Annotated in this window: 15 protein-coding genes; 14 read left to right on the top strand and 1 reads right to left on the bottom strand. The window is 66.7% G+C overall.

Annotated features, from left to right (window positions below):
• Positions 1–189 precede the first annotated feature (189 nt).
• From NM2_RS07970 to NM2_RS07920, 11 genes are all read left to right on the top strand, one after another.
• Entirely contained in the window at positions 190–849 is a 660-nt protein-coding gene (locus NM2_RS07970) for a hypothetical protein (RefSeq protein ID WP_067666059.1), read from the top strand.
• Positions 850–1166: 317 nt separating this feature from the next.
• Positions 1167–1403: a hypothetical protein gene (locus NM2_RS48815; protein WP_157120964.1), complete on the top strand. Its 237-nt coding sequence runs from the start codon at positions 1167–1169 to the stop codon at positions 1401–1403.
• On the top strand, positions 1400–2596 hold the full coding sequence (locus NM2_RS07960; RefSeq protein ID WP_067666052.1) for a hypothetical protein: 1197 nt from the start codon (positions 1400–1402) through the stop codon (positions 2594–2596). Before NM2_RS48815 ends, NM2_RS07960 begins: the two co-directional genes overlap by 4 nt.
• Positions 2593–4029, top strand: a complete 1437-nt coding sequence (locus NM2_RS07955) for an MFS transporter (RefSeq protein WP_084530580.1) — start codon at positions 2593–2595, stop codon at positions 4027–4029. Before NM2_RS07960 ends, NM2_RS07955 begins: the two co-directional genes overlap by 4 nt.
• A 163-nt stretch (positions 4030–4192) precedes the next feature.
• Positions 4193–5407 carry a cytochrome P450 gene (locus tag NM2_RS07950; RefSeq protein ID WP_067666046.1) on the top strand — a complete coding sequence of 405 codons (1215 nt, stop codon included), beginning with the start codon at positions 4193–4195 and terminating at the stop codon, positions 5405–5407.
• A 91-nt stretch (positions 5408–5498) separates the two neighbouring features.
• Positions 5499–7370, top strand: a complete 1872-nt coding sequence (locus tag NM2_RS07945) for a type IV secretory system conjugative DNA transfer family protein (protein ID WP_067666043.1) — start codon at positions 5499–5501, stop codon at positions 7368–7370.
• A complete protein-coding gene (locus NM2_RS07940; protein WP_067666040.1) occupies positions 7367–7813 on the top strand; it encodes a DUF4913 domain-containing protein in 447 nt (148 codons plus the stop codon). Before NM2_RS07945 ends, NM2_RS07940 begins: the two co-directional genes overlap by 4 nt.
• Positions 7814–7820: 7 nt before the next feature.
• Positions 7821–8627, top strand: a complete 807-nt coding sequence (locus tag NM2_RS07935) for a hypothetical protein (protein WP_067666037.1) — start codon at positions 7821–7823, stop codon at positions 8625–8627.
• A complete protein-coding gene (locus tag NM2_RS07930) occupies positions 8614–10314 on the top strand; it encodes a hypothetical protein (protein WP_067666034.1) in 1701 nt (566 codons plus the stop codon). The genes NM2_RS07935 and NM2_RS07930 overlap by 14 nt, the downstream gene beginning before the upstream one ends.
• 144 nt (positions 10315–10458) lie before the next feature.
• Complete coding sequence (locus NM2_RS07925) at positions 10459–11961, top strand: hypothetical protein (RefSeq protein ID WP_067666031.1); 1503 nt, start codon at positions 10459–10461, stop codon at positions 11959–11961.
• A gap of 184 nt (positions 11962–12145) precedes the next feature.
• A complete protein-coding gene (locus NM2_RS07920; RefSeq protein WP_067666027.1) occupies positions 12146–13816 on the top strand; it encodes a hypothetical protein in 1671 nt (556 codons plus the stop codon).
• 253 nt (positions 13817–14069) lie between these two features.
• On the opposite strand, the gene NM2_RS07915 is transcribed toward NM2_RS07920, so the two are convergent.
• Positions 14070–15419: an NYN domain-containing protein gene (locus tag NM2_RS07915; RefSeq protein ID WP_084530603.1), complete on the bottom strand. Its 1350-nt coding sequence runs from the start codon at positions 15417–15419 to the stop codon at positions 14070–14072.
• A gap of 525 nt (positions 15420–15944) precedes the next feature.
• On the opposite strand from NM2_RS07915, the gene NM2_RS07910 reads away from it, so the two are divergent.
• The 3 genes from NM2_RS07910 to NM2_RS07900 all read left to right on the top strand — a co-directional run bounded on the left by NM2_RS07910 (position 15945) and on the right by NM2_RS07900 (position 18761).
• Positions 15945–16514 carry a hypothetical protein gene (locus NM2_RS07910; protein ID WP_157120963.1) on the top strand — a complete coding sequence of 190 codons (570 nt, stop codon included), beginning with the start codon at positions 15945–15947 and terminating at the stop codon, positions 16512–16514.
• Positions 16487–17311 (top strand): MucR family transcriptional regulator, encoded by an 825-nt coding sequence (locus NM2_RS07905; protein ID WP_157120962.1) that lies wholly within the window; start codon positions 16487–16489, stop codon positions 17309–17311. Before NM2_RS07910 ends, NM2_RS07905 begins: the two co-directional genes overlap by 28 nt.
• 292 nt (positions 17312–17603) lie before the next feature.
• Complete coding sequence (locus NM2_RS07900; protein WP_169816131.1) at positions 17604–18761, top strand: methyltransferase domain-containing protein; 1158 nt, start codon at positions 17604–17606, stop codon at positions 18759–18761.
• Positions 18762–18868: the final 107 nt, after the last annotated feature.

Below are 18868 nucleotides of genomic sequence, written 5' to 3'. Positions count from 1 at the left end.
CGGACATCGTCCCGAGGACCTGTCCCATGGCACCATCGACCGTCCGGGACTGGCCGAGAGCAAACGCGCCAGAGCCGGTGCGCAGAACGTGTGCGAGGGGGGAGCCTCGCAGAGGCACCGGACTGCTTTGTCGGTCAGTTCCCTTGCTGCACAGCATTATTCGCCCGCGACCTTGCCGGGACGGCGGCCATGAGCAGCGAGAACAAGGACGAGTGGGGCGTCGCGGCGCGCGCGGTGCGAGATGGTGCTGCGGAGCTGCGCGGCCTGCGCACCTACACCGAGTACTACCGGTGGGCCGAAACCCACGGCCTGGCAACACGCAGTCTGTTCCGCAAATTCAAGGCCGAGCTTCTGCGTCAGCTCGATATCGACTACGACCAGCTCCGTGTGCGGGCGACCGGCGAGCGGGCAGCGACAGCGGCCGCGGCGGCGAGCGAAGGACCGCACATCATGTTGTCGGCCGCAGGCTACGGCGAAGAAGATCGGTACGCGGTATGCGGCCCGGACGGGGTGCCAGCGTGGCACGGGCACTTCCATATGGCCGATCGCGACCATCCGCGCGGTGACCAGCAAGCAGCGGACCTCGGTGCAGCCAAGAAAGCGGTGTGGCTGGCCGGCAAGACACGCGCCGCGGTCGATGCGGACGCCGCGACGCTGCACCTGACGGTGAGCCGTCAGAACGTGGAACCCGCTGCGCTGCAACGCAGCTGCGCCGACGCCCTGGTCCTGCTGGACTTGAGTGTCGCCCTGGACAATGCGGCCGAGGACTGGAGCCGCCGCAGCGGCTTCCACCACTGGGACGCCGACGACCTAGCCGAGCTGATCATCCCGGACGGACGGGTCCGGTGAGCGCCGCAACGTCGGCGACAAGGGCCGCTATAGCGGCCCTGATCTGTGTGTTGGCAACCGAGGTGACCGCGTGCGGTGTACACCACAACCCGCCCGGTCCGGTATCGGAGCATGACTGCGGCACCGGGACATTCCCCGTCCCGTATGCGTGGATCGACTCGTGCTCGGCGTCGGCCGTGTTGCTCGCCGCGGCGACCGCAGTATTCAGCGCGCGCCCGGCCGAGCGGAGCCCACAGGACACAGTCCAGTCCGCAGCGGCGCTCATCGCGCCCGGATACCTTCGGGCACTGGGCGATTCCGCAGTAACACTCTGGCCGGTGACCGGCGCGACGTGGGACCAGTGGGTCACGACCGGGGTACGTGTGCTGGGCCGGGCACGAATCAGCGCCGAAGATCACCCGGCCGACACCGCGTCCTCGATCAGCCGCGTACTGGTGATCAGTGTGCACCTGAGCACTGGGGCGGACGTGAGGCCGTTCCCCGTGCACATGCGTGTGACCCGCACCGGCCGGCATGGGCCGTGGCTGGTGGACATGATCGAGGTGCTGGCGTGAGCGCCCCCGAGGGCGAGGACCCGGGCCGGGAATTCGTCATGTATCTGCACACCGCGACCACCCAGGTCACCGCGAGCGCCATGCGCACCCGCGCAGATCACGAGCGGCGGGATCGGGACCGCCGAGAAAGCTTGCGGAACAGGATGTTCGACGAGTCCCGTGCCCGGCGCGATGCCCGTTACGAGGCCGATGCCGCCCGCCGGGCCGCCGAACACGACGTACGGATGAAGCTGCACCACGCGCGGCTGCAGGAAACCCGCGAGCGCCTGCGATCGGTGCAGCAAGCACGCACCTTCGCCGCCGGAGCGGGCGACACGCGGGAGTTCCAGCACACCTTCGACGAACTGGTGGGCAGCTTCGCCGCCGCTGTCGCCACCCGCGATCTGAGCCCGGAACACGCCGAGCGAGCCCGGCTGCTGGGCGAGCAGTTGCGTGAGAAGACCGGACTGGACCCCGAGAAGGTGATCGCCGACGCCCAGCAACGCGCCGATGACAGGCCCGGCTGGGTCGACTCGGGACACGAGGTGACCGCTGAACTGGCCGACAGGCTGGTCGAAATGCACCTCGACGGCGTCCGACCCGAGGCGGCGACGCCGACTGGCACCGAGGAAGGCACCGATATCGCCGACCGCATCGACCAGGCCCGCGTGGGCCAATCCCCGCTGGAACCGGAGGCCACCTCAGTGTCCGCGCCGTCCCAACGGGCCGACGAGCCGATCCGCGCCGAGCAGGCCGAGGCGGCGTCGGCACCCCGGACGCGCCGCGGTGAGGCCGAGGCCAGCTCGGCGGGGCCAATGGGCACAGGTCAGGGCCGAAGTTTCGCCGAACTTCTCGTGGATTCCGGCCTCTGGCGGCGCTTGCTGCGGCCCCGGAGCGAACCGACACCCCAGAGCAAACCGAAGTTCGTGCCATCCGAGCGGGTCCACGAGCTGATGCCCGCCGACCGAACTGAGGCGGCATCTCCTCCTGATGCGGGTGCCGGGGCAGTCAATGTCGGTTCGACGATCTCATCGGTCACCAGTGACGGCGCCGAGATCGTCGAGCATATCGATCGGGCTCGTGTGGGCGAACCCGCGCTTGGGTCCGAGGAAGGACCGGTATTCGTGGCGTCCGAACGGCTCGACGAGCCGATCCTGGCCGCCCAGCTCGGAGTCGTGTCCGACAGCGACACCGGACAGGGGGTCGGGCTATGACTCGCGCTCGGCACAGCAATGGCCGAACCCGGCACGCCGCAGCCCCCGGTAGACAGCGGGAGATGCCAGCGGGAGTTCTGTTGATCGCTTGCGGTGCAACGTTTCTGGGGTTTTTGGACAGCGCGATCGTGACCCTGGCGTACTCCGCGATCGCTGCACGGTTCCCGGCGGCGGGCTCGGAGCTGACCTGGATCGTCAGTGGCTACGCGGCGTCGTTCGCGGCGCTGCTGGCCACAGCGGGCCGGCTGGCGGACACTCTGGGGCATCGGCGGGTGCTGATCTGGGGAGTGGCCGGGTTCGCGCTCGCGTCGGCGACGTGCGCGGTGGCCTCCAGTACCGGAGTGCTGATCGGTGCCCGCGTAGTGCAGGGCGCCGCCGCGGCGTTGCTGCTGCCAACGGCGTTGAGTGCGCTACTGGTCGACCTCGCGCCGCCGGCGGCGGGACGAGCGATCCGCGCGTGGGCGGCGACCGGTGCGCTGGCGGCGGCCATCGGGCCCACAGTCGGCGCCGTCTTGGTCGACGTGTGGGGGTGGCGGTCGCTGTTCGTGATCAACCTGCCGATCTGCGCCGTCTTGTTGATCGGCGTCCTGGTAGCGATTCCGGCCAGCACACCGCACCGTCGCGGTGCCCCTGACGTGCCCGGCGCGCTACTGCTGTGCGGCGGGATCGGCGCGGTCGTTGCGGCGATCACCGAGGGACACGACTGGGGCTATTCCGCCCCGCTCACCCTGACACTGTTCGTCGCAGGCGTGCTGGCCGCGGCAGGCGCGGTGTGGCGCAGTCGATCTCATGAGCGACCGGCGCTCGAGGTGCGGTTGTGGCGCAACCACGCCTACGCACTGTCGAACGCGGTGAACGCATGCTTGGGCTGCGCGATGTTCGCGGTGTTGCTGGCCACGCCGCAGTTTCTGCAACTCGTGTGGCGGATGAACTTGCTGACCGCGGCGGGCTGCATCGGCCTGTTGGGCGTGTCGGCAATGGTGTCCGCCGCCGTGTGCGGCCGCGGCGGCGGGGCGCGCTGGTTGTGCACGGCGGGAATGGGATTGGTGGCCGCCGGGTGCCTAGTGTTCGCCACCGGCGCGGTCGGCCCGAACCGGAACTGGATGCTGTGGTCGTTGCTCGCGGTGGTCCTGGGCGCCGGGGTGGGCGTGACGGTGACGGGGCTGTCGATGGTCACCGCCGCGACCGTGCCGGCCACGAGTATCGGCGCCGGGCTGGGTATGGGGCTGACCGCGCGGCAGACCGGCGGCGCACTGGGGGTCGCGGTCCTGTCCGCGATGCTGTCCACCAGCACCCGCCAGCAGTTCCTGGCCACGCTGCACCATCTGTTCCTGGTCATCGCCCTGATCGTCGCGACGAGCGCCGCGGTCTCAGCCGCGATGGTGATTCCGGCGCGCCGACCCGGCCGCGACACGATCGGGACCAGCACATGACCCGGCTCCTGCGCCTGATGCGCGCCTCTGTCCGAGTGGCGGTGACCAGCGCGACGCCTCCACCGCTGTGGGCGTACCGGCTCGCCACCGCTGTGGGTGACCTGCGTACCGCATGGCACCGCCACTTCCTGAATCGAACATCCCCGACCCGGAAGGGTTCTGAATGAACACCTCCCCCTCGACCGGCATCGGCGCGGACGACACCGTCCAGCACCTGGTTCGTTCGTGGCTGGCCGCCGACGCGGACCTGCTGTGGATCGTGCCCGGCCGTAACCTATTGCTCAAGCACCCGAAGGACATTCGCGCGGTCCTGAACGATCCGCGCTACACCAAAGAGACCGGCGCCAACCGGTACTTCCGGAGCAATGTCGCGGACGGGGTGTTGACCGCGCCGTCGCCACGTCATCACACCGAGCGACGGGTGCTGCACGCCGCGGTGCGCGACCCTCTGCGTCTGGAACAGGTTGCCACCAAACATATTACGGCTCTGATCGCGAAGTGGCAGCGGCACGCGATGCTCGGCGAGCGGGTGGATCTGACCGCCGCGATGAGCGAGTGGACATTCGGGGTGATCGCCGAGGTCCTGTTCGGGTGGACCGAGATCGAGGTGCTCGCGACCGAGATGCGTGCGGCGATGACGGTATTGGACGCCAGTGGTGTGATGCTGCCGCCACCCGAGCAACTGGCCCCGGTCCGTGACCGTGTTCTGCACGTCATTGCGGACATGATCGCTCGGCAGCCGCCGACCGAACGCGGCCCGGCACTCAGGGCCCTGTGCGAGGCAGGCTACGGGCAGGACGCGGTCGCCGCTCAAGTGTTGACGTTGCTGTTGGCCGGGCATGAGACGACGGCGACCAGCTTGGCGTGGACGTGGATCTGCCTGATGCGCACCCCGCAGGTGTATGCGCGATGGCAGCGGCGGATGCGCGCGGCACCGCGGCTGGCCCGCGCGCTCACCGGGACCATCACCCGCGAAGGGCTGCGCCTGTACCCGGCAAGCTGGGTGATCGGACGCACGGCCAGCATCGATACCCACCTCGGCGGCATCGACATACCGGCCGGGTGCACGATCACGATCTCCCCCTTCGTGACTCACCGGCATCCAGCGTTCTGGGGTCCTGATCCCGAAGCGTTCCGACCCGAGAGGCACGAGGACAAATCAGTCCCGGGGGGTGCGTGGCTGCCGTTCGGTGTAGGGCCGCGGATGTGCTTGGGGCTGGGTTACGCGCTGACAGAGATGGATATCGCCCTGTCCGGGCTGGGCCAGCGCTTCACCTTCCACAGCCCCGACGCCGAGAGCGCTTCGCCACGTTGGCGTTTCACTCTCGGGGCGCCCGCGATGCCGGTGGGCATCGAGCCGCTGGGAGCCCGGTTATGACTGGGCGGATCGGCCCCGACCCCCGCCGCGCGCGACCGGCAATACCGGCCGGGCCCCGCCCCGCGATGTCCGGTTTCGGGGCGAGATCGTGATGGTGTCGCGGCAGACCCGGCGGCGGGACAAAGGCGGATTACCCGAGGAAGCGTGGCTGCTGGTCGGGCTGGTGATCGTGCTGGGCGCGGCATTGCTGCTGTGGGCGGCATGGGCGCTGGGCAGCATGTGGGCCGGATTGCCGGTGAGCGTCAACCCGGTCGCAGCGTTGATCCAGGTGGCTGACGGTGAACGCCGCTGGCCCTGGCAGTCGTGGGTGACCGCCGCCCCGGTCGTTGCTGCCGCAGTGCTCGGCGGGCGCTGGGCGTGGCGACGCTGGCACGACCGGTCGCCGTTGGATGCCGCAGCCCGGACCATGCAACCGACCAGCACGCTGACCGGCGTGACCGGCGTGACCGGCAAGGAGATCACCGCACTGGCGCAGCGTCTGCTCGCCGATGCTCCTGCCGAGGCCAAGCGCCGGCCCGGGATCCAACTGGGCCGTACGTTGTCAGGCAACCGGCCGGTGTATCTGAGCTGGGAAATGCCTGCCACGATCATCAGCGGTACCCGCACCGGAAAAACCATGGCGTGGGCCATCCCCGCGGTGCTGGACGCTCCCGGGCCGGTGTTGTCCACCTCGAACAAGCCTGATCTGTACGTGCACACCCGGCTGGGGCGCGAGCGACGCGGACGGGTGTGGCTGTGTGATCTGCAGGGCATCACCGGCCGGCCGCAGCTGGGGTTCTGGGTCGATTATCTGGCGCGGATCGACTCGCTGGCCGCCGCCCGCAAGTTGGCGTCGTTCTTCTCAACCGCGTCGAAAGACCCTAGTGCGCGGGTCGATGCGTACTTCGATGGGTCTGCGCAAGAGTTGGCCGCGCTCTACATTCTGGCGGCGGCGAGGGTCGGCGGCGATTTGCTGCACGTGGCCGAGTGGCTCGGGCGCGACCAGGATCAGACTCCGCAACTGATCCTGACCCGGCACGGCGATCTGCGTGCGGCACAACGCATCACCGAAATGCAGTCGGTCACCGCACGCCAGCGCGACGGCGTATTCGACATGGCGCGACGGTTCTTCAACGTCTTGTCCGACCAGTTGTATGCGGTGGTCGCGACCCCGCCTGCGCGGCGCCGGATCAGCGTCTACGGGGATATGCATTCGGGAATCAGGGTCGACATCGGCTACGACCGGACCACCCATGACCTGCCAGAATTCGATCCACTCGCGTACGTCACCTCCACCGACAGCCTGTATCCGCTGTCGATGGAGGGCGCGGACAGCGCCGCGCCGCTGATGACCGCCCTGGTCGGCCAAGTGCTCGAGGCGGCCCTGGCCGTGGCGCGGTCGCGTCCTAACGGACGGCTCGCGGTCCCGCTGGTCGGGGTGCTCGACGAAGCGGCGAACTGCTGCAAACTGTCCGAATTGCCCAACTATTACACGTATGCGGGCGGGCACGGCGTGGTCCTGATGACCTTCCTGCAGGTGCTCGAGCAGGGCCGGCAGATCTGGGGCGAGGACGGGCTAAACAAGATGTTCGCCCAGAGCGTGGAAGCCTTCGGCGGCGGCATCGGTGACGTGACCTACCTCAAACGGTGGTCGGATCTGATTGGCCTGCACGATGTCGCCGATCGCTCGGTGAGCACGGGCAACGGCGGCAGCGTGACCCGCAGCTGGCGGCCCGAACCAATTCTGGACATCAGCGAACTGGGCGCATTACGCAAAGACGAGGCCATCATCCGGTTCCCCGGCAACAAACCGGCGCTGTGCCGGAAGGTCTGGTGGCAGGACACCGAACATGCCGAGGTGATCGCCGAATCCGTGCGCCTGTATGGCGGAGCCGCCGCGGTGACACCCACCTGGGACGACCCGATCTGGAGCCGAACGAGCCCGCCGCCGGGACTTCCCGAACTGGGCGGGTGGGAGATATGAGCAGCCCGGCCGAAACCCCGCCGCCGCCACCGGAATTCGGACACTTCTCCGACTGGGTCGAACGATGGCTGACCCAGGTGGTCTCCCGGCGCCTGCTGACCGGGAACCGAGAAGGAACCTACAGCTGGTGTGCGCAGTGGTGGCGGCACACCGAAGTCTGCTTCCGGCTCGCGGCCCTGCATCAGGGCTGGGAAGAGGCGCGCGCCAAGGGCGGGTCGGCGATGTCCGGGTGGTGTGTGTACCACCTGGACCCGCAGCTGCGGGTGCTGCTGGACGCGGCGAACGGGCCGATGTGGCGGTGTACCGCCGAACACCACGTCGGAGAACAGACCCTGCCGAGCGAACCCGTCCCCCCTGCCTGGTTCACCATCGACGACCCGCCCAACGCTCCAGCGGGCGACGCGATGGCGGTCGTAGGCACCGACATTTCGACGAAAGAGTAGCGGGCCGATGGATCCAGCACAAGAACAGGCCATGCGTACCGCGTTCGCCGAGGTGTACCGGCTACGCGGCGCGGCAGCCACCACCGACAGCGAGACCGGGGCCCGACAACTCACGGACCAGGCCGAGGCAATATCCGCAGCCTGGCACAGCGGCCCGGACGCGGCCGCGTGGGAGTGGCTCGACCAGGTGACCGAGGACTGGCCCGACGCACCGGATCGAATGCGCCAGATCACCGACAACGTCCGACACGATCTGCGGCTCGGCGAATCACCGTTCACCCCACTCGAATACCGAAGCCTGGACCAGGCCGGCACGCTCGTCGACGCCGTTTATCGAGACGAAAAACGCTGGCGGGCAGAACATCTCGCACTGGCAGCGGAACAGGCGCGGCTGGACGCGCGACTGCACAGCACCGGGGCGAGCGCCGATCTCACAGCAGCCGTGGCGGCAGCGAAAGGCGAAGCCTGGGACGCGGTCTGGGGCCTATACACCGATCAGTGGTCACCCAAACGCCGAGCGTGGGAAATGACCTACGCGATGGACGGCGCCAACCGGGACGAGGAACGCGAGATCTACCTGTCTGTCTACGACAGCGAACGCCATCGCCTCGCGCATCCGGAGATGAACGAGGCCGCCGAAGTGGCCGTCGACATGGCTGCGCGCGGCGCGCGGATCGGCCGGTTGCTGGCCACTGCCACCCCGGCGGCCGACCCGACAACAGCACCATCGGCGGAGCTCTCCCCGGAAGCATCGGCAGCCACAGCGCTGGGCTACCAGCAACCAGACCCCGGAGCAGGCCATGAGCTCGGCTGAGAAGACACCCGACCAGATCATCACCAGCCCGGCCGATATCGACCACAGCCGCTACCGAGTGCTGCTCGGCCCGATCAGGCATATCGCACGGCCGTTCCACGAGATCGGGGAAGTCCGCGTCGTGGGCACCGACTCGCTGAGCACGGCACACTCGTGGCTGCACACGGAACTGGCGCGATACCTCGAACCCGATCACCGCGAACGAGCCGACGGTGCGCGCGCGGCGATCGTCGACGTGGACCGCGCCGCGGCGACAGCCACACTGGTTTCCTCACTGCACGGACCCACCGCGGCGATACTGGACAAGGTCACAGCACTGATGGCCGCGGCCCCGCCTGCATTGTTGCCGGACTTCTCCCGGCCGTACCGTGCCCGCCTCTACAACCGCCTGGATCTGATCACCTACGAGTCCGCGCCCTTCCACACCGAAGCAGCAGCGCGACTATGGCTCCAACACAAAGGTGAGCAGGCGCACAGTGACGGCGTCCAAGCATCCATCACCCGCCTGGACCCCACCCTCGGATGGCCCCGACCGGTATTCGAATTCGCCGCCCTGCGACCAGATTTCGGAGCGAAACTGCACAGCAACCTGACCAACTTGGACAACGCCGACAACGCGTTCCTGCCCCGGGTGCAGCCGGGCGCACCATCGAGCATGCTCGGTGCCGACAGCAACACCGAACCCGTACTGCAGGAGCAAACCTCAGCCAGCGACCTGTTCGGGGAGACGGTCTACCGAGACCGGCTTGCCTACCACCGACATTCCACCCCCGCGCTCGACCAGCCCACCGCAGCCGATTCACATCCGGCGGCGTTCGCGCTACAGGATCATTACCGGGTCCGCCGCGACAACCCAGTACACGCCACCTGGGACACCGCGATGATCACCGCCGCACGCCACGAGGCCGACCGGGCCTTGACCCCACGGCGAGTGTTCCGGTTCCACGACCGCCGCGATACCTCCCGCATCATCGAGGTCCTGTGGACCGGCAGCGCAGTACCTTTGCACCGGCGAGGCTGGTTCGCCACCGAACACCGGCAGACCCCCGAAGCGACGACGTTCGTCGCGATACTCGGGCAGCGCTCGAGCGGGCTCGAGATCCTTACCATGCTGACCGACCGCATGGCCGCATTCAGTACGACCACGCCCGTACTACGCCCCGCGGTCGATATCCCTCGCGAACCGAACCAGGCGATTCTCGCGCTCGATGCCCTGCACAACCGTCTCACATCCCAGGTTCATGAGCTCACCCGCCAATCCGACATTCTCCGGCGGCCGTTCGCCGTGCACAGCAGCGGCCCGGCGAGCACGGCCGAATCGGGCTCGCAGACAGACCGGGACTACCCACCGGACCGTGTTTTCGACTTCTGGCGTGACGGACTATTCCCCGGATCACGAACAGGAGCAATCACCCACAACCCATTGGTCCGGCACAACGATCGCGCCGAGCAGGCCCTGGAGCCGGCGGCCGGTCGAGCAGCAGAACAGCCTGCCGAGCATTCGACGGGCACCGATCCGGCCACACGCACCGAGCGCGGAGGGCGGATCACCGGACTGATCGAGATCACTCATGCACAACAGCCACCCGAACACCACAGCACGCCGACCTTGGAAACCAACCCGCAAGCGATGCCTGACGCCCTCGACCGCAAGCAGGGCCCCGCCGCTAGCCACGAACTCGACTGAAACCACCAGCCATGGTTTCCACGTCCGCCACCTACACGAACCTCACACCTCGAATACCTTGTGTCGCAAGGTATTCGACTCATTTGTGCATGCGGATCACGACAATCACCCGGCTATCCATTTCCAGCATTCAGAGGCGATCGCATGTCTAATCCCCTGTCCGACAACACATCATCGGATCCCGCCGAGGCTGCGCGCGCCGCGATAAGTGGCCGGCTGGACCACTACCACCGGTTGGCCAGCCTGCATCACGTCATCATCACGCTATTCGACGAGCGTGACCAGGAGCGAGTCCAGCGCGGCGAATTTCTCCGGGCCACCGCCAAAGATATCGCTGAAACCGCTCGCACCGCCGGGCTGGACGAGGCAGCCCGAGCCGCCGTGAACGAAGCGCTGCACTTTTATCCCGTCACGCACCGCAACCACTGGCTCGCCCGAAAACCCGGCGACCTGCGCAGCGAATGGGAAACCCTCTGCGTTACGACCGTACCGAGCCTCACGGTGGGGCAGGCATATCCCCCGGGTATCGGTGGTCAGTCCGTGGTGGCGACGGCCCTGGCGTTGGAGAACCGGCTGTTCGAGCTGTACGACATCGAGAACGCTCCTGACGTGGTGCACACCGAAGACGGCCCGAAGCATGTTGTGCTGGATTCCGAGCCGGACCCGGGGCTGGCCGAGTCGATCGCGGATGTGGAGAAGCGGCTCGACAACTACCTTCGGAGCCACCGCGAGGAGTTGGAGAGCGTCGCGGGGTTCGCCGCCTACTACGCCGATCAGGACCGTCGCGCTGCCCGGTTGATGAGCACCCCGCCAGATCTGCACGAACACACTGTGACCATCGGCTACGACGACGAGCCCCCATCGTTCGCTCCCAGGTGGCTGCCCGGCCCACAACTCCAGGCACCCGATCTGACCTCGGCCTATGCTGCGGCCCAGACGATCATTCGGTTCACCCCACCACGCGAGCGGATTCGACTGCGGATCAGCCGGGAAGTCGCTATGCCAGGCGACAGCATGACCGTGACCCACGAGACGGCACACGACCTTGTCGGCACCGCCGAGGAGGTCCTCGGGAAGCTCACCACCTTGCGCGAACAGCACACCAACACCGAGCAGGGCGAAGTGGTGAACGTGATCGACAACCGGATCCCACTATGCCAGCGCGATCCCCAGGCGCACCCGGACCGCGAAGTGTTCGTGGGGTGGGACCGAAGCACGGGAAGCTTCTTCGCGCAAGTCATCGACGGGACGGACCCCGACGGCGAGGATGTGCTGACCGTGAACGTCGGCGCCGACACCATCGGTGAGGTCACCGACCCCCGCCGGGTGATCGACATGGTGCGGCCCTACGCCGCAATTCCCAGCGATCTGCTCGACCGATTGACGAGCCAGCAACGCGGACGGAACTCCGAGGCAGCACTGACCGCGGCGGCGCACGCCGGACACCACTTGACCGCGCCCAGCGCGAGGACCTCGGACGCCGAGACAGACGGAGAACGCATCGGCCGACTGCTCGACTCCACAGCCCGCAGCGAACCACGGCCGTCGACCTCGGCGCCACCCCAGGTGGGTCCGGACACGCCGGCCCCAGCAGACGTGCTCGATGTGCACGCGCCGCACCCCAGGCAGGGCCATGAGCTGGGCTGAATCGACATCGGCCAGCAAACTGGCTGGTCAGGAATAGAGATGGACCGACGAACCTCGATCAGGAGCCATCGGTCCCGGCGTCGCTCGACATGGAGCCGCACCGCAGGGCCGGGGATGCACTCGACGGACGCCGCCGGACACGCAACCGGGAACCCACGCGGATCGGCCCGGAGTGGAGTCAGATGTGAGTACTGACTCGACCGTGCACCAGGATCCATCAGCGATCGACCGCACTCGCTACCGGGTGGCGATCGGGGAGGTCGGACGATTCGACCGTGCCGTTCGCGAGTACGGCCCGCTGCACGTGGCGGGCACAGACTCACTGCACAGCGCCTACGCTTGGATGGCCGAACGGCTGGCCGGATACACCTCCGAGCGAGACGGGAACCGATCCTCTTGGGGCGCGCGAGCGGCCGTGCTGGATGTCAACCAACATCGGGAAACCGTCACCCTGATGCACTCGCTGCACGGGTACCCCGCCCAATTACACACCCAGGTGACACAGCTGATGTCCGGCGAGACCACGGGTGTCACGGACCTCGGGCACCCGTACCGGGCCCGGTTCTACAACGCCGAAGATCGATACACCGCGGAATCTCCACCGTTCAGCAGTGAAGCCGCCGCGCGGATGTGGCTCTCGGACAAGGCCGAAACGTACCTGTCCGACGGCGTAGAAGCAGCGATCACCCGCCTCGACCCGACCAACGGATGGCCGAGACCGATCCTGGAACTGGGCCGAGAACCAGACGGATGGCTGTTCGGTGCCACGGTCAGCAACGACCTGACCGACCTCACGGACGCCGAAGCCGCCTCATTCCTCTCTTTCTCCTTCACGCAGCACGAGGATCTCATCGCCCCCTTGATCGACGCATACCATGACGCCGATAAGACCGTCCACGAACAACGCTCAGCGCACGACCGATTCCTGGCAACGGTCTACCGCGACAGACTTCTGCATCTACTCCACAGCGCCGCCGACGAGCGCACCGCCGGATTCGGGCACGACCATGGGGTCGAGTTCCCGCTACCGGACTCCTACCAGGTTCTCGATCTCAGCGGCGAGCAGCCGAACTGGATAGACGCCTTTGTGCACCAGCTCGACAGGGACCGAGCCGATGCGTTGCGCCCCAGCGAGCAGTTCGTATTCCGCGACCACGACGACCGGTCGCGCGTCATCGAGGTGACCTGGCACCCCGAGCACACCGGAAGTGACCGCCGAGGCTGGTATGCCACCGAATCGGTCGATACCCCGGACGGGCCGCACTTCGTGGCCATGCTGGGGCGCCGCGAGACCGCCGTGCAAATACTCGACATGCTCGCCGACCGGATGATCGGATTCGCCAGCACCCAACCCGTGCAGCGGCCAGCAGTCAACGTGCCGCAAGACCACTGGCAGGCCATCTTGGCTGTGGGCTTGCGGCAGAGACGTTTCACCGGGCAAGCTGAGGCCGTTGCGCAGCAAGCCGACACCCTGCGACGGCCCCTGGGCACCGTCCCCGGGCAGCTGGACAACCCTGGTGAGGCCGGTCCGAGAAATGACGCCACACCACCGTTCGACTTCTGGCGCGACGGGGTGTTCCCGGGCATGCACGTCGACAACGTTGCCTACAACCCGGCCGTATGGGATCTCGCCGACAACGGAACTCTCACACGCAAGGGTATCGGCGCACACACTCACGGCGGCGAAAACACCGACAACGGTCGCCGTATCACCAGGCTACTCGACGCAGCGATTCGAGACCGTGACCGTACCTCGGAGACCAAACCCGCGAGGACGGCTGACCCGGTCGCCGAGGACACGATCACTATCGCTCTCGATCAACAGCAACCCGAGACCGGACATGAACTCGGCTGACCTCGTTCCATTCCGGCAACGAGTACGGCGGAATCAAGCCCAACAGAATCGCCAAAAGGTATTGAAGCGCAATACTATTCGGCAGTCTGCCCAGAAGAGCCTGACGCCGAAAACTGCGCCGCACAGCGAGATCGGTTGTGTTCCTGAGTATCTCACCTTCGGGGTCCGGGTCTTTTCAGGAGGGACTCCATAGGCGGGGCGGCGGGCCGGGTTGGTGTTGTCGGAGCGCAACGGGGCTGCCCCTTCTGCCGGTTTACTCGCGTGGGGTTGCTCCCAGGTCTGCGTTACGGTCCGGGGCGACCGGAGCCGCAGCCGCCGCAGGCGAGATGTCGGCGTCGACCAGCGACTCCGGCGGTGTCAGGTCGGTCTTGCGCGCTTCGGCGATAACCTGTGCTTGGGCGAGAACGGTTCGCCCCTGCTCGGGGTCGTCGAACAGTGCTTCAAGAAGCTGGCCCGAATCCGCGCCGGGAGGCAGGCGGTAGATGACGAATGCGAGCCACGCCACGTGGCTGCGGTCGACCCATTGCTGCTCCGGTTGCCCGCCGAAGGATTCGATCCGCCGCTCGGTGCGCGGGGCGGTGTCGGGATCGAGTACGCACAGCGCCGCGGTGTCCTCATAGAGGAGGCTGTTGATCGTGATATTGCGCGTCAGTTTGTCCATGCCGGGCGCATGGTGTTCGATCACGGCCTCGAGGCGGCCGATCGTCTCGGCTTCCCCCTCACGCCATGCGGCGTAGATTCGCCGAAGCAGGGATTCCCGATACTGTCGATCCGGCGGAATCCGCAGCCGCACCGGCCGGTCCACCAACGGGGTCACCACGACGTGTTGAGAAGGCGCCCTGTCGTCTCTCTCGAGCACATCTTCCGGCACCTCGGCGGCCGGGCGGGCCCGGTCCCGGCAACGCACGTAGACGACCTCCGGCTTCCCCGCGCCGGGGCGACGCTGGCTGATGTCGAACACACCGAGCGCTTGTATTAGTGGCTTGAGCTTGGTGTAGCCGTAGGTGCGGGTATCGAAGTCGGGCTGCTTCTTCGACAGATAATGGCCCACAGCCCCCAGATTCGCCCACCCGGCCTCGTCGGAAGACGCCTCGACTGCCGTGCTCACCATGGCGATCAACTCCGGGCCCGGCACGGCGGCGGCGCGGTCTTCCCGAGCCACCGATGCGGGATGCTCTGGCGCAGTAAGGTTTTCGATATACACGAACTTGTCGCATGCTGCGACGAAGGCGCGGGGCGTCTTGCGTTCGCCCATTCCGAACACCGTCAGACCGGACTCACGCAACCGTGCCGCCAACCGGGTGAAGTCCGAATCGCTGCTCACCAGACAGAACCCGTCGAACCGGCCGGAATACAACAAATCCATCGCGTCGATGATCAAGGCCGCGTCGGTGGCGTTGCGCCCAGTAGTCCAGCCGAACTGTTGTACCGGCTGAATCGACAGCGTCAGCAGATGAGACTTCCATCCCGTGAGATTCGTACTGGTCCAATCACCATAGGCGCGCTTCACATGCGCAGTTCCGTACTTCGCGACCTCAGCCAGCAACAAATCCGCAATCGCCGGTGAGGCGTTGTCGGCATCAATCAGTACGGCCAACCGCATCGATGCCTCCGTCGACACCAGCAGTCCCCCTTCCCTCACCCACGAACACCATTTTCCAGCACGGACGCCGCGACCGGCAGCAGAATCACATGTTCTTCCGAACTCAACCGATCGCACCGAGAACAAGACCGGCCCCTGCCACCATAACGGCAGGCGAAGTCCACACATACCGAAACCCACTGCGGCACAATCCCTTCAACAAAGCACAGCCGCATCGCGAGGTACCGGCTGCGACGCGCGCGAGGCAGCGCCGCCGGAATCAGGGCAGCCACGTATGACTTGTCAGCTCCACCAGCTCGTCATCAACCTTCACCGTGACTTCATCCACCGGCACCACTTCAACACGTGGACCGCGGATTCGCACATGTTCGTCGGGTGACACATAGCCAGATCTCAGACAGCCCCGTAAAGTTTGGTGATCTCACGCAGGGGAGCAAGGGATTTGATTCGAGGGGGACGATCGCGGTGACGGGGTGGGCACAGTGGTGCGCCAGGGTCGAAGACCTCGCCGATACACAGCATGACATGTTCACCACAGGCCAAGTGGTGACGTTGGGTGCTCCCGCACAGATGGTGAAACGATTGACCGGCCCGCACGGTCCCTGGACCCGGCACACACGCGGGGTGTACCGCCTGAACCCGGCCCGTGAAGATCCACACCTACGGACGCGAACGGCCTGGCTGATCCTGGATCGCAGAACGACCGTGGCGCAACGGCTTTCCACATCCAGTGTTCGCGCCCAGGTCGGCGGGCTGTCCGCGGTCTACCTCTACGGCCTCGGGCCCGAACCCGCCGTGCCGCAGTTCGTGGCCCGTGAATCAGTATCACGAGAGTACCGCGACGACATGCTGGTGCAGCGGTGCCGTGACATCCGCACCGAGGAGATCACGGTCGTCGACGACATGACCGTCACTACCGTCGAACGCACCATACGCGACCTCATCCAGCAGCGGACCAGCCCCGATCTGCTGGCCCAGTTCATGATCGACGCGGCCGAGGCCGCCTGCAGGATCCAGCCGCGATCGCCTCCGGTGTGGCGCCGGTACTCGCCGCGGGAGAACGCACGATGCACGACGGCCCCATGCTGCTGCTGAAGATCGCCGCACTGCTGGACCACATGCCACCGGCCATGCACACCCACCGCATGCGCTCCCCCGCATGGTTCGACACACTGACGGTGACCGAGCGCACCAGCCGCCTCGAACAAGCGTTACACGAACTGCTCGCCGCCGCGGAATCACACGGCGCCCGCACCCGCTCCACTCACGTCCCCGCCATCAAGGCAGTGCCCATCGACACCACACCCTCACCTCGAGCCCGTGAAAACACCGAATCGGTTCTGGCGCGGCCGGTCTCGAACGAGGATCGAGATCTGCTCGGCTACGGCGACCTCGACGGCTACGGCCGGTTCGGGATTCTCGACGACGACGGCCACACCATCATGTGCCACGAATGCGGCGTCCGATTGAAATGCCTCACCGCCCACGTCCCCCGTCGGCACGGTATCGCGGTGCGTGAGTACAAGATTCGTCACGGCCTGCCACTTCGTCAGCCCCTGCTGGCCCAAGCCAGCCGAGACAAACAAGCCCACCGCGCCCGCGCCCGCGGGCACACAACAATGCACGCACTACGAGAACGCATCGCCCCCGACACACGCGGCGGAATCCAGCCCGCCTACCGGTCAGCACGCCGACGCCGCACCGGCCGCGAGCAACTCGCCGCCGGTAACCGCCCCACCGTGCACACCTGCCCGATCTGCGGCGCGCAATGGACCAACCGCCGCAACGGCATCACACGCAAGACCTGCTCCGAACCCTGCCGCCGCCAACTCACCGCCCGCACAAACCAGCACAACCGCCACCAACACCGTATCGGCACCGACTCCACCTGAAAGCACTCCGCACCGCTACGCACCGACCCCGGACACCACCGCCACCGCAGCACGAAACACTGATTCGACGCCGCGCCAGTGCCTACCCATCCCGGAATCGGATCAGCGCCCCGCTGGCAGACCTGGCGACGCAATGGGCATTGGACAAGGACCACTATGCCCGCGATCTCGAGGTCGGTGATGTGCATCGCTCTGTGGTGACGAGCGAAAATGCGGCTGCTGTGTGTGGCTGCTCGTTGTAGTGTCGTTGGCTTCGGCATTGGAATGGCGCTCTGTGGGAAGGCGGCAGTTGGTGACCGAGTTCGATCGCAGACTCGATGATTTCGACGCCTATCAGCACACCCCATGGGGGCGGCTGCGGTATGAGCAGGTCCTGCACAATCTGACGCCGCACCTGCCGCTCCGACCGGTACATGTGCTGGACGCTGGCGGTGGCAACGGCTTGGACGCAATACAGTTGGCCGCGGCCGGGCATCACGTCACCGTGATGGATTCCTCGGCCGTATCGCTGGAGGCTGCCCGAACATCCGCCGCAAGTGCCGGTGTCGGCGACCGCATCGAATACCTACTCGGGGATATCGTGAACTCGGCGGCGGCGCTGGCGGGCCGGGAGTTCGATGTGGTCTTGTGTCACAACGTGATGCAGTACCTGCCCGAACCGGGCGCAGCTACCTCCGCGCTGGTGGGAGTGCTGCGTGCGGGTGGACTGTTGTCGGTGCTGGCGCCGAACCCCCGGTGCGACCCGTTGGTGAGTGCGGTGCGCTCGGGTGACCTGGCCGAGGCGTTGCGGCTTCTGGACACTCCCGTGCGGGTCTCGGCCACCTACGACATCGAATACACGCCCCGCGCGGTGGACGAGGTCGTGGCCGACATTCTCGCCGCGGGGATGAATCCGCCGCTGCGGTACGGGGTGCGGGCAGTCTGTGACCTGATCTCCGACAACACGGCCAAGCACGACCCGGAATTCTTCGACATGTTGATGCGGTTGGAGAACACGATGGCCGACCGCCGGCCGTACATGGACATCGCGCGGTTTTTCCATCTGATCGCCACCAAACCCGACGGCGCCGCAGGCACACTCGCGGAAATGCAGCGGCGGCGGGTGCGGCTGGACATGGAGGATTACGAGACGCGGGTGCGGACCGGACCCTGTTTCATCTGCGGGTTCCTGTCCGGAACACCGGGTTTCGAGCACGAGATCGTGCACGACGACGGCGAGCACGTGGGGTTTGTGAACAAGTACCCGGCTCTGCCCGGGTCTGTGCTCGTGGTCCCCCGCCGGCACGTCCAGGACGTGGTGCGCGAGCTGACGCGACCGCAGTATCTCGCCCTGCAGTCGGCGGTCCACACCGTCGCGTGTGCGGTGGCTGCGGTGATGAATCCCGAACGGGTGTACCTGTTTTCGATGGGGTCCGCCCATGGCAATGCGCATGTCCACTGGCTTCTCTGAACTATGAGGCGTAGCTGATAGGGATACCGATTCGGTGGATGGGCACGCGGACCAGATGCGGCATTGGCCACAGGTTCCGCTACGTCTGCCGTCCGACATCGTGGAGC

Origin of the sequence: Nocardia miyunensis NBRC 108239 (assembly GCF_001613065.1) — a bacterium.
Taxonomy (GTDB): Bacteria; Actinomycetota; Actinomycetes; order Mycobacteriales; family Mycobacteriaceae; genus Nocardia; species Nocardia miyunensis.
Note: the sequence above shows the minus strand (reverse complement) of the source record. Positions and strands in the feature narration are given on the sequence as shown.

What these genes read in the sequence shown, in the direction of transcription:
- NM2_RS07970 (WP_067666059.1), top strand. Translation starts at nt 190, where the DNA reads ATGAGCAGCGAGAACAAGGACGAGTGGGGCGTCGCGGCGCGCGCGGTG.
- NM2_RS07955 (WP_084530580.1), top strand. Translation starts at nt 2,593, where the DNA reads ATGACTCGCGCTCGGCACAGCAATGGCCGAACCCGGCACGCCGCAGCC.
- NM2_RS07950 (WP_067666046.1), top strand. Translation starts at nt 4,193, where the DNA reads ATGAACACCTCCCCCTCGACCGGCATCGGCGCGGACGACACCGTCCAG.
- NM2_RS07945 (WP_067666043.1), top strand. Translation starts at nt 5,499, where the DNA reads ATGGTGTCGCGGCAGACCCGGCGGCGGGACAAAGGCGGATTACCCGAG.
- NM2_RS07940 (WP_067666040.1), top strand. Translation starts at nt 7,367, where the DNA reads ATGAGCAGCCCGGCCGAAACCCCGCCGCCGCCACCGGAATTCGGACAC.
- NM2_RS07935 (WP_067666037.1), top strand. Translation starts at nt 7,821, where the DNA reads ATGGATCCAGCACAAGAACAGGCCATGCGTACCGCGTTCGCCGAGGTG.
- NM2_RS07930 (WP_067666034.1), top strand. Translation starts at nt 8,614, where the DNA reads ATGAGCTCGGCTGAGAAGACACCCGACCAGATCATCACCAGCCCGGCC.
- NM2_RS07925 (WP_067666031.1), top strand. Translation starts at nt 10,459, where the DNA reads ATGTCTAATCCCCTGTCCGACAACACATCATCGGATCCCGCCGAGGCT.
- NM2_RS07915 (WP_084530603.1), bottom strand. Translation starts at nt 15,419, where the DNA reads ATGCGGTTGGCCGTACTGATTGATGCCGACAACGCCTCACCGGCGATT.
- NM2_RS07910 (WP_157120963.1), top strand. Translation starts at nt 15,945, where the DNA reads ATGTTCACCACAGGCCAAGTGGTGACGTTGGGTGCTCCCGCACAGATG.
- NM2_RS07905 (WP_157120962.1), top strand. Translation starts at nt 16,487, where the DNA reads ATGCACGACGGCCCCATGCTGCTGCTGAAGATCGCCGCACTGCTGGAC.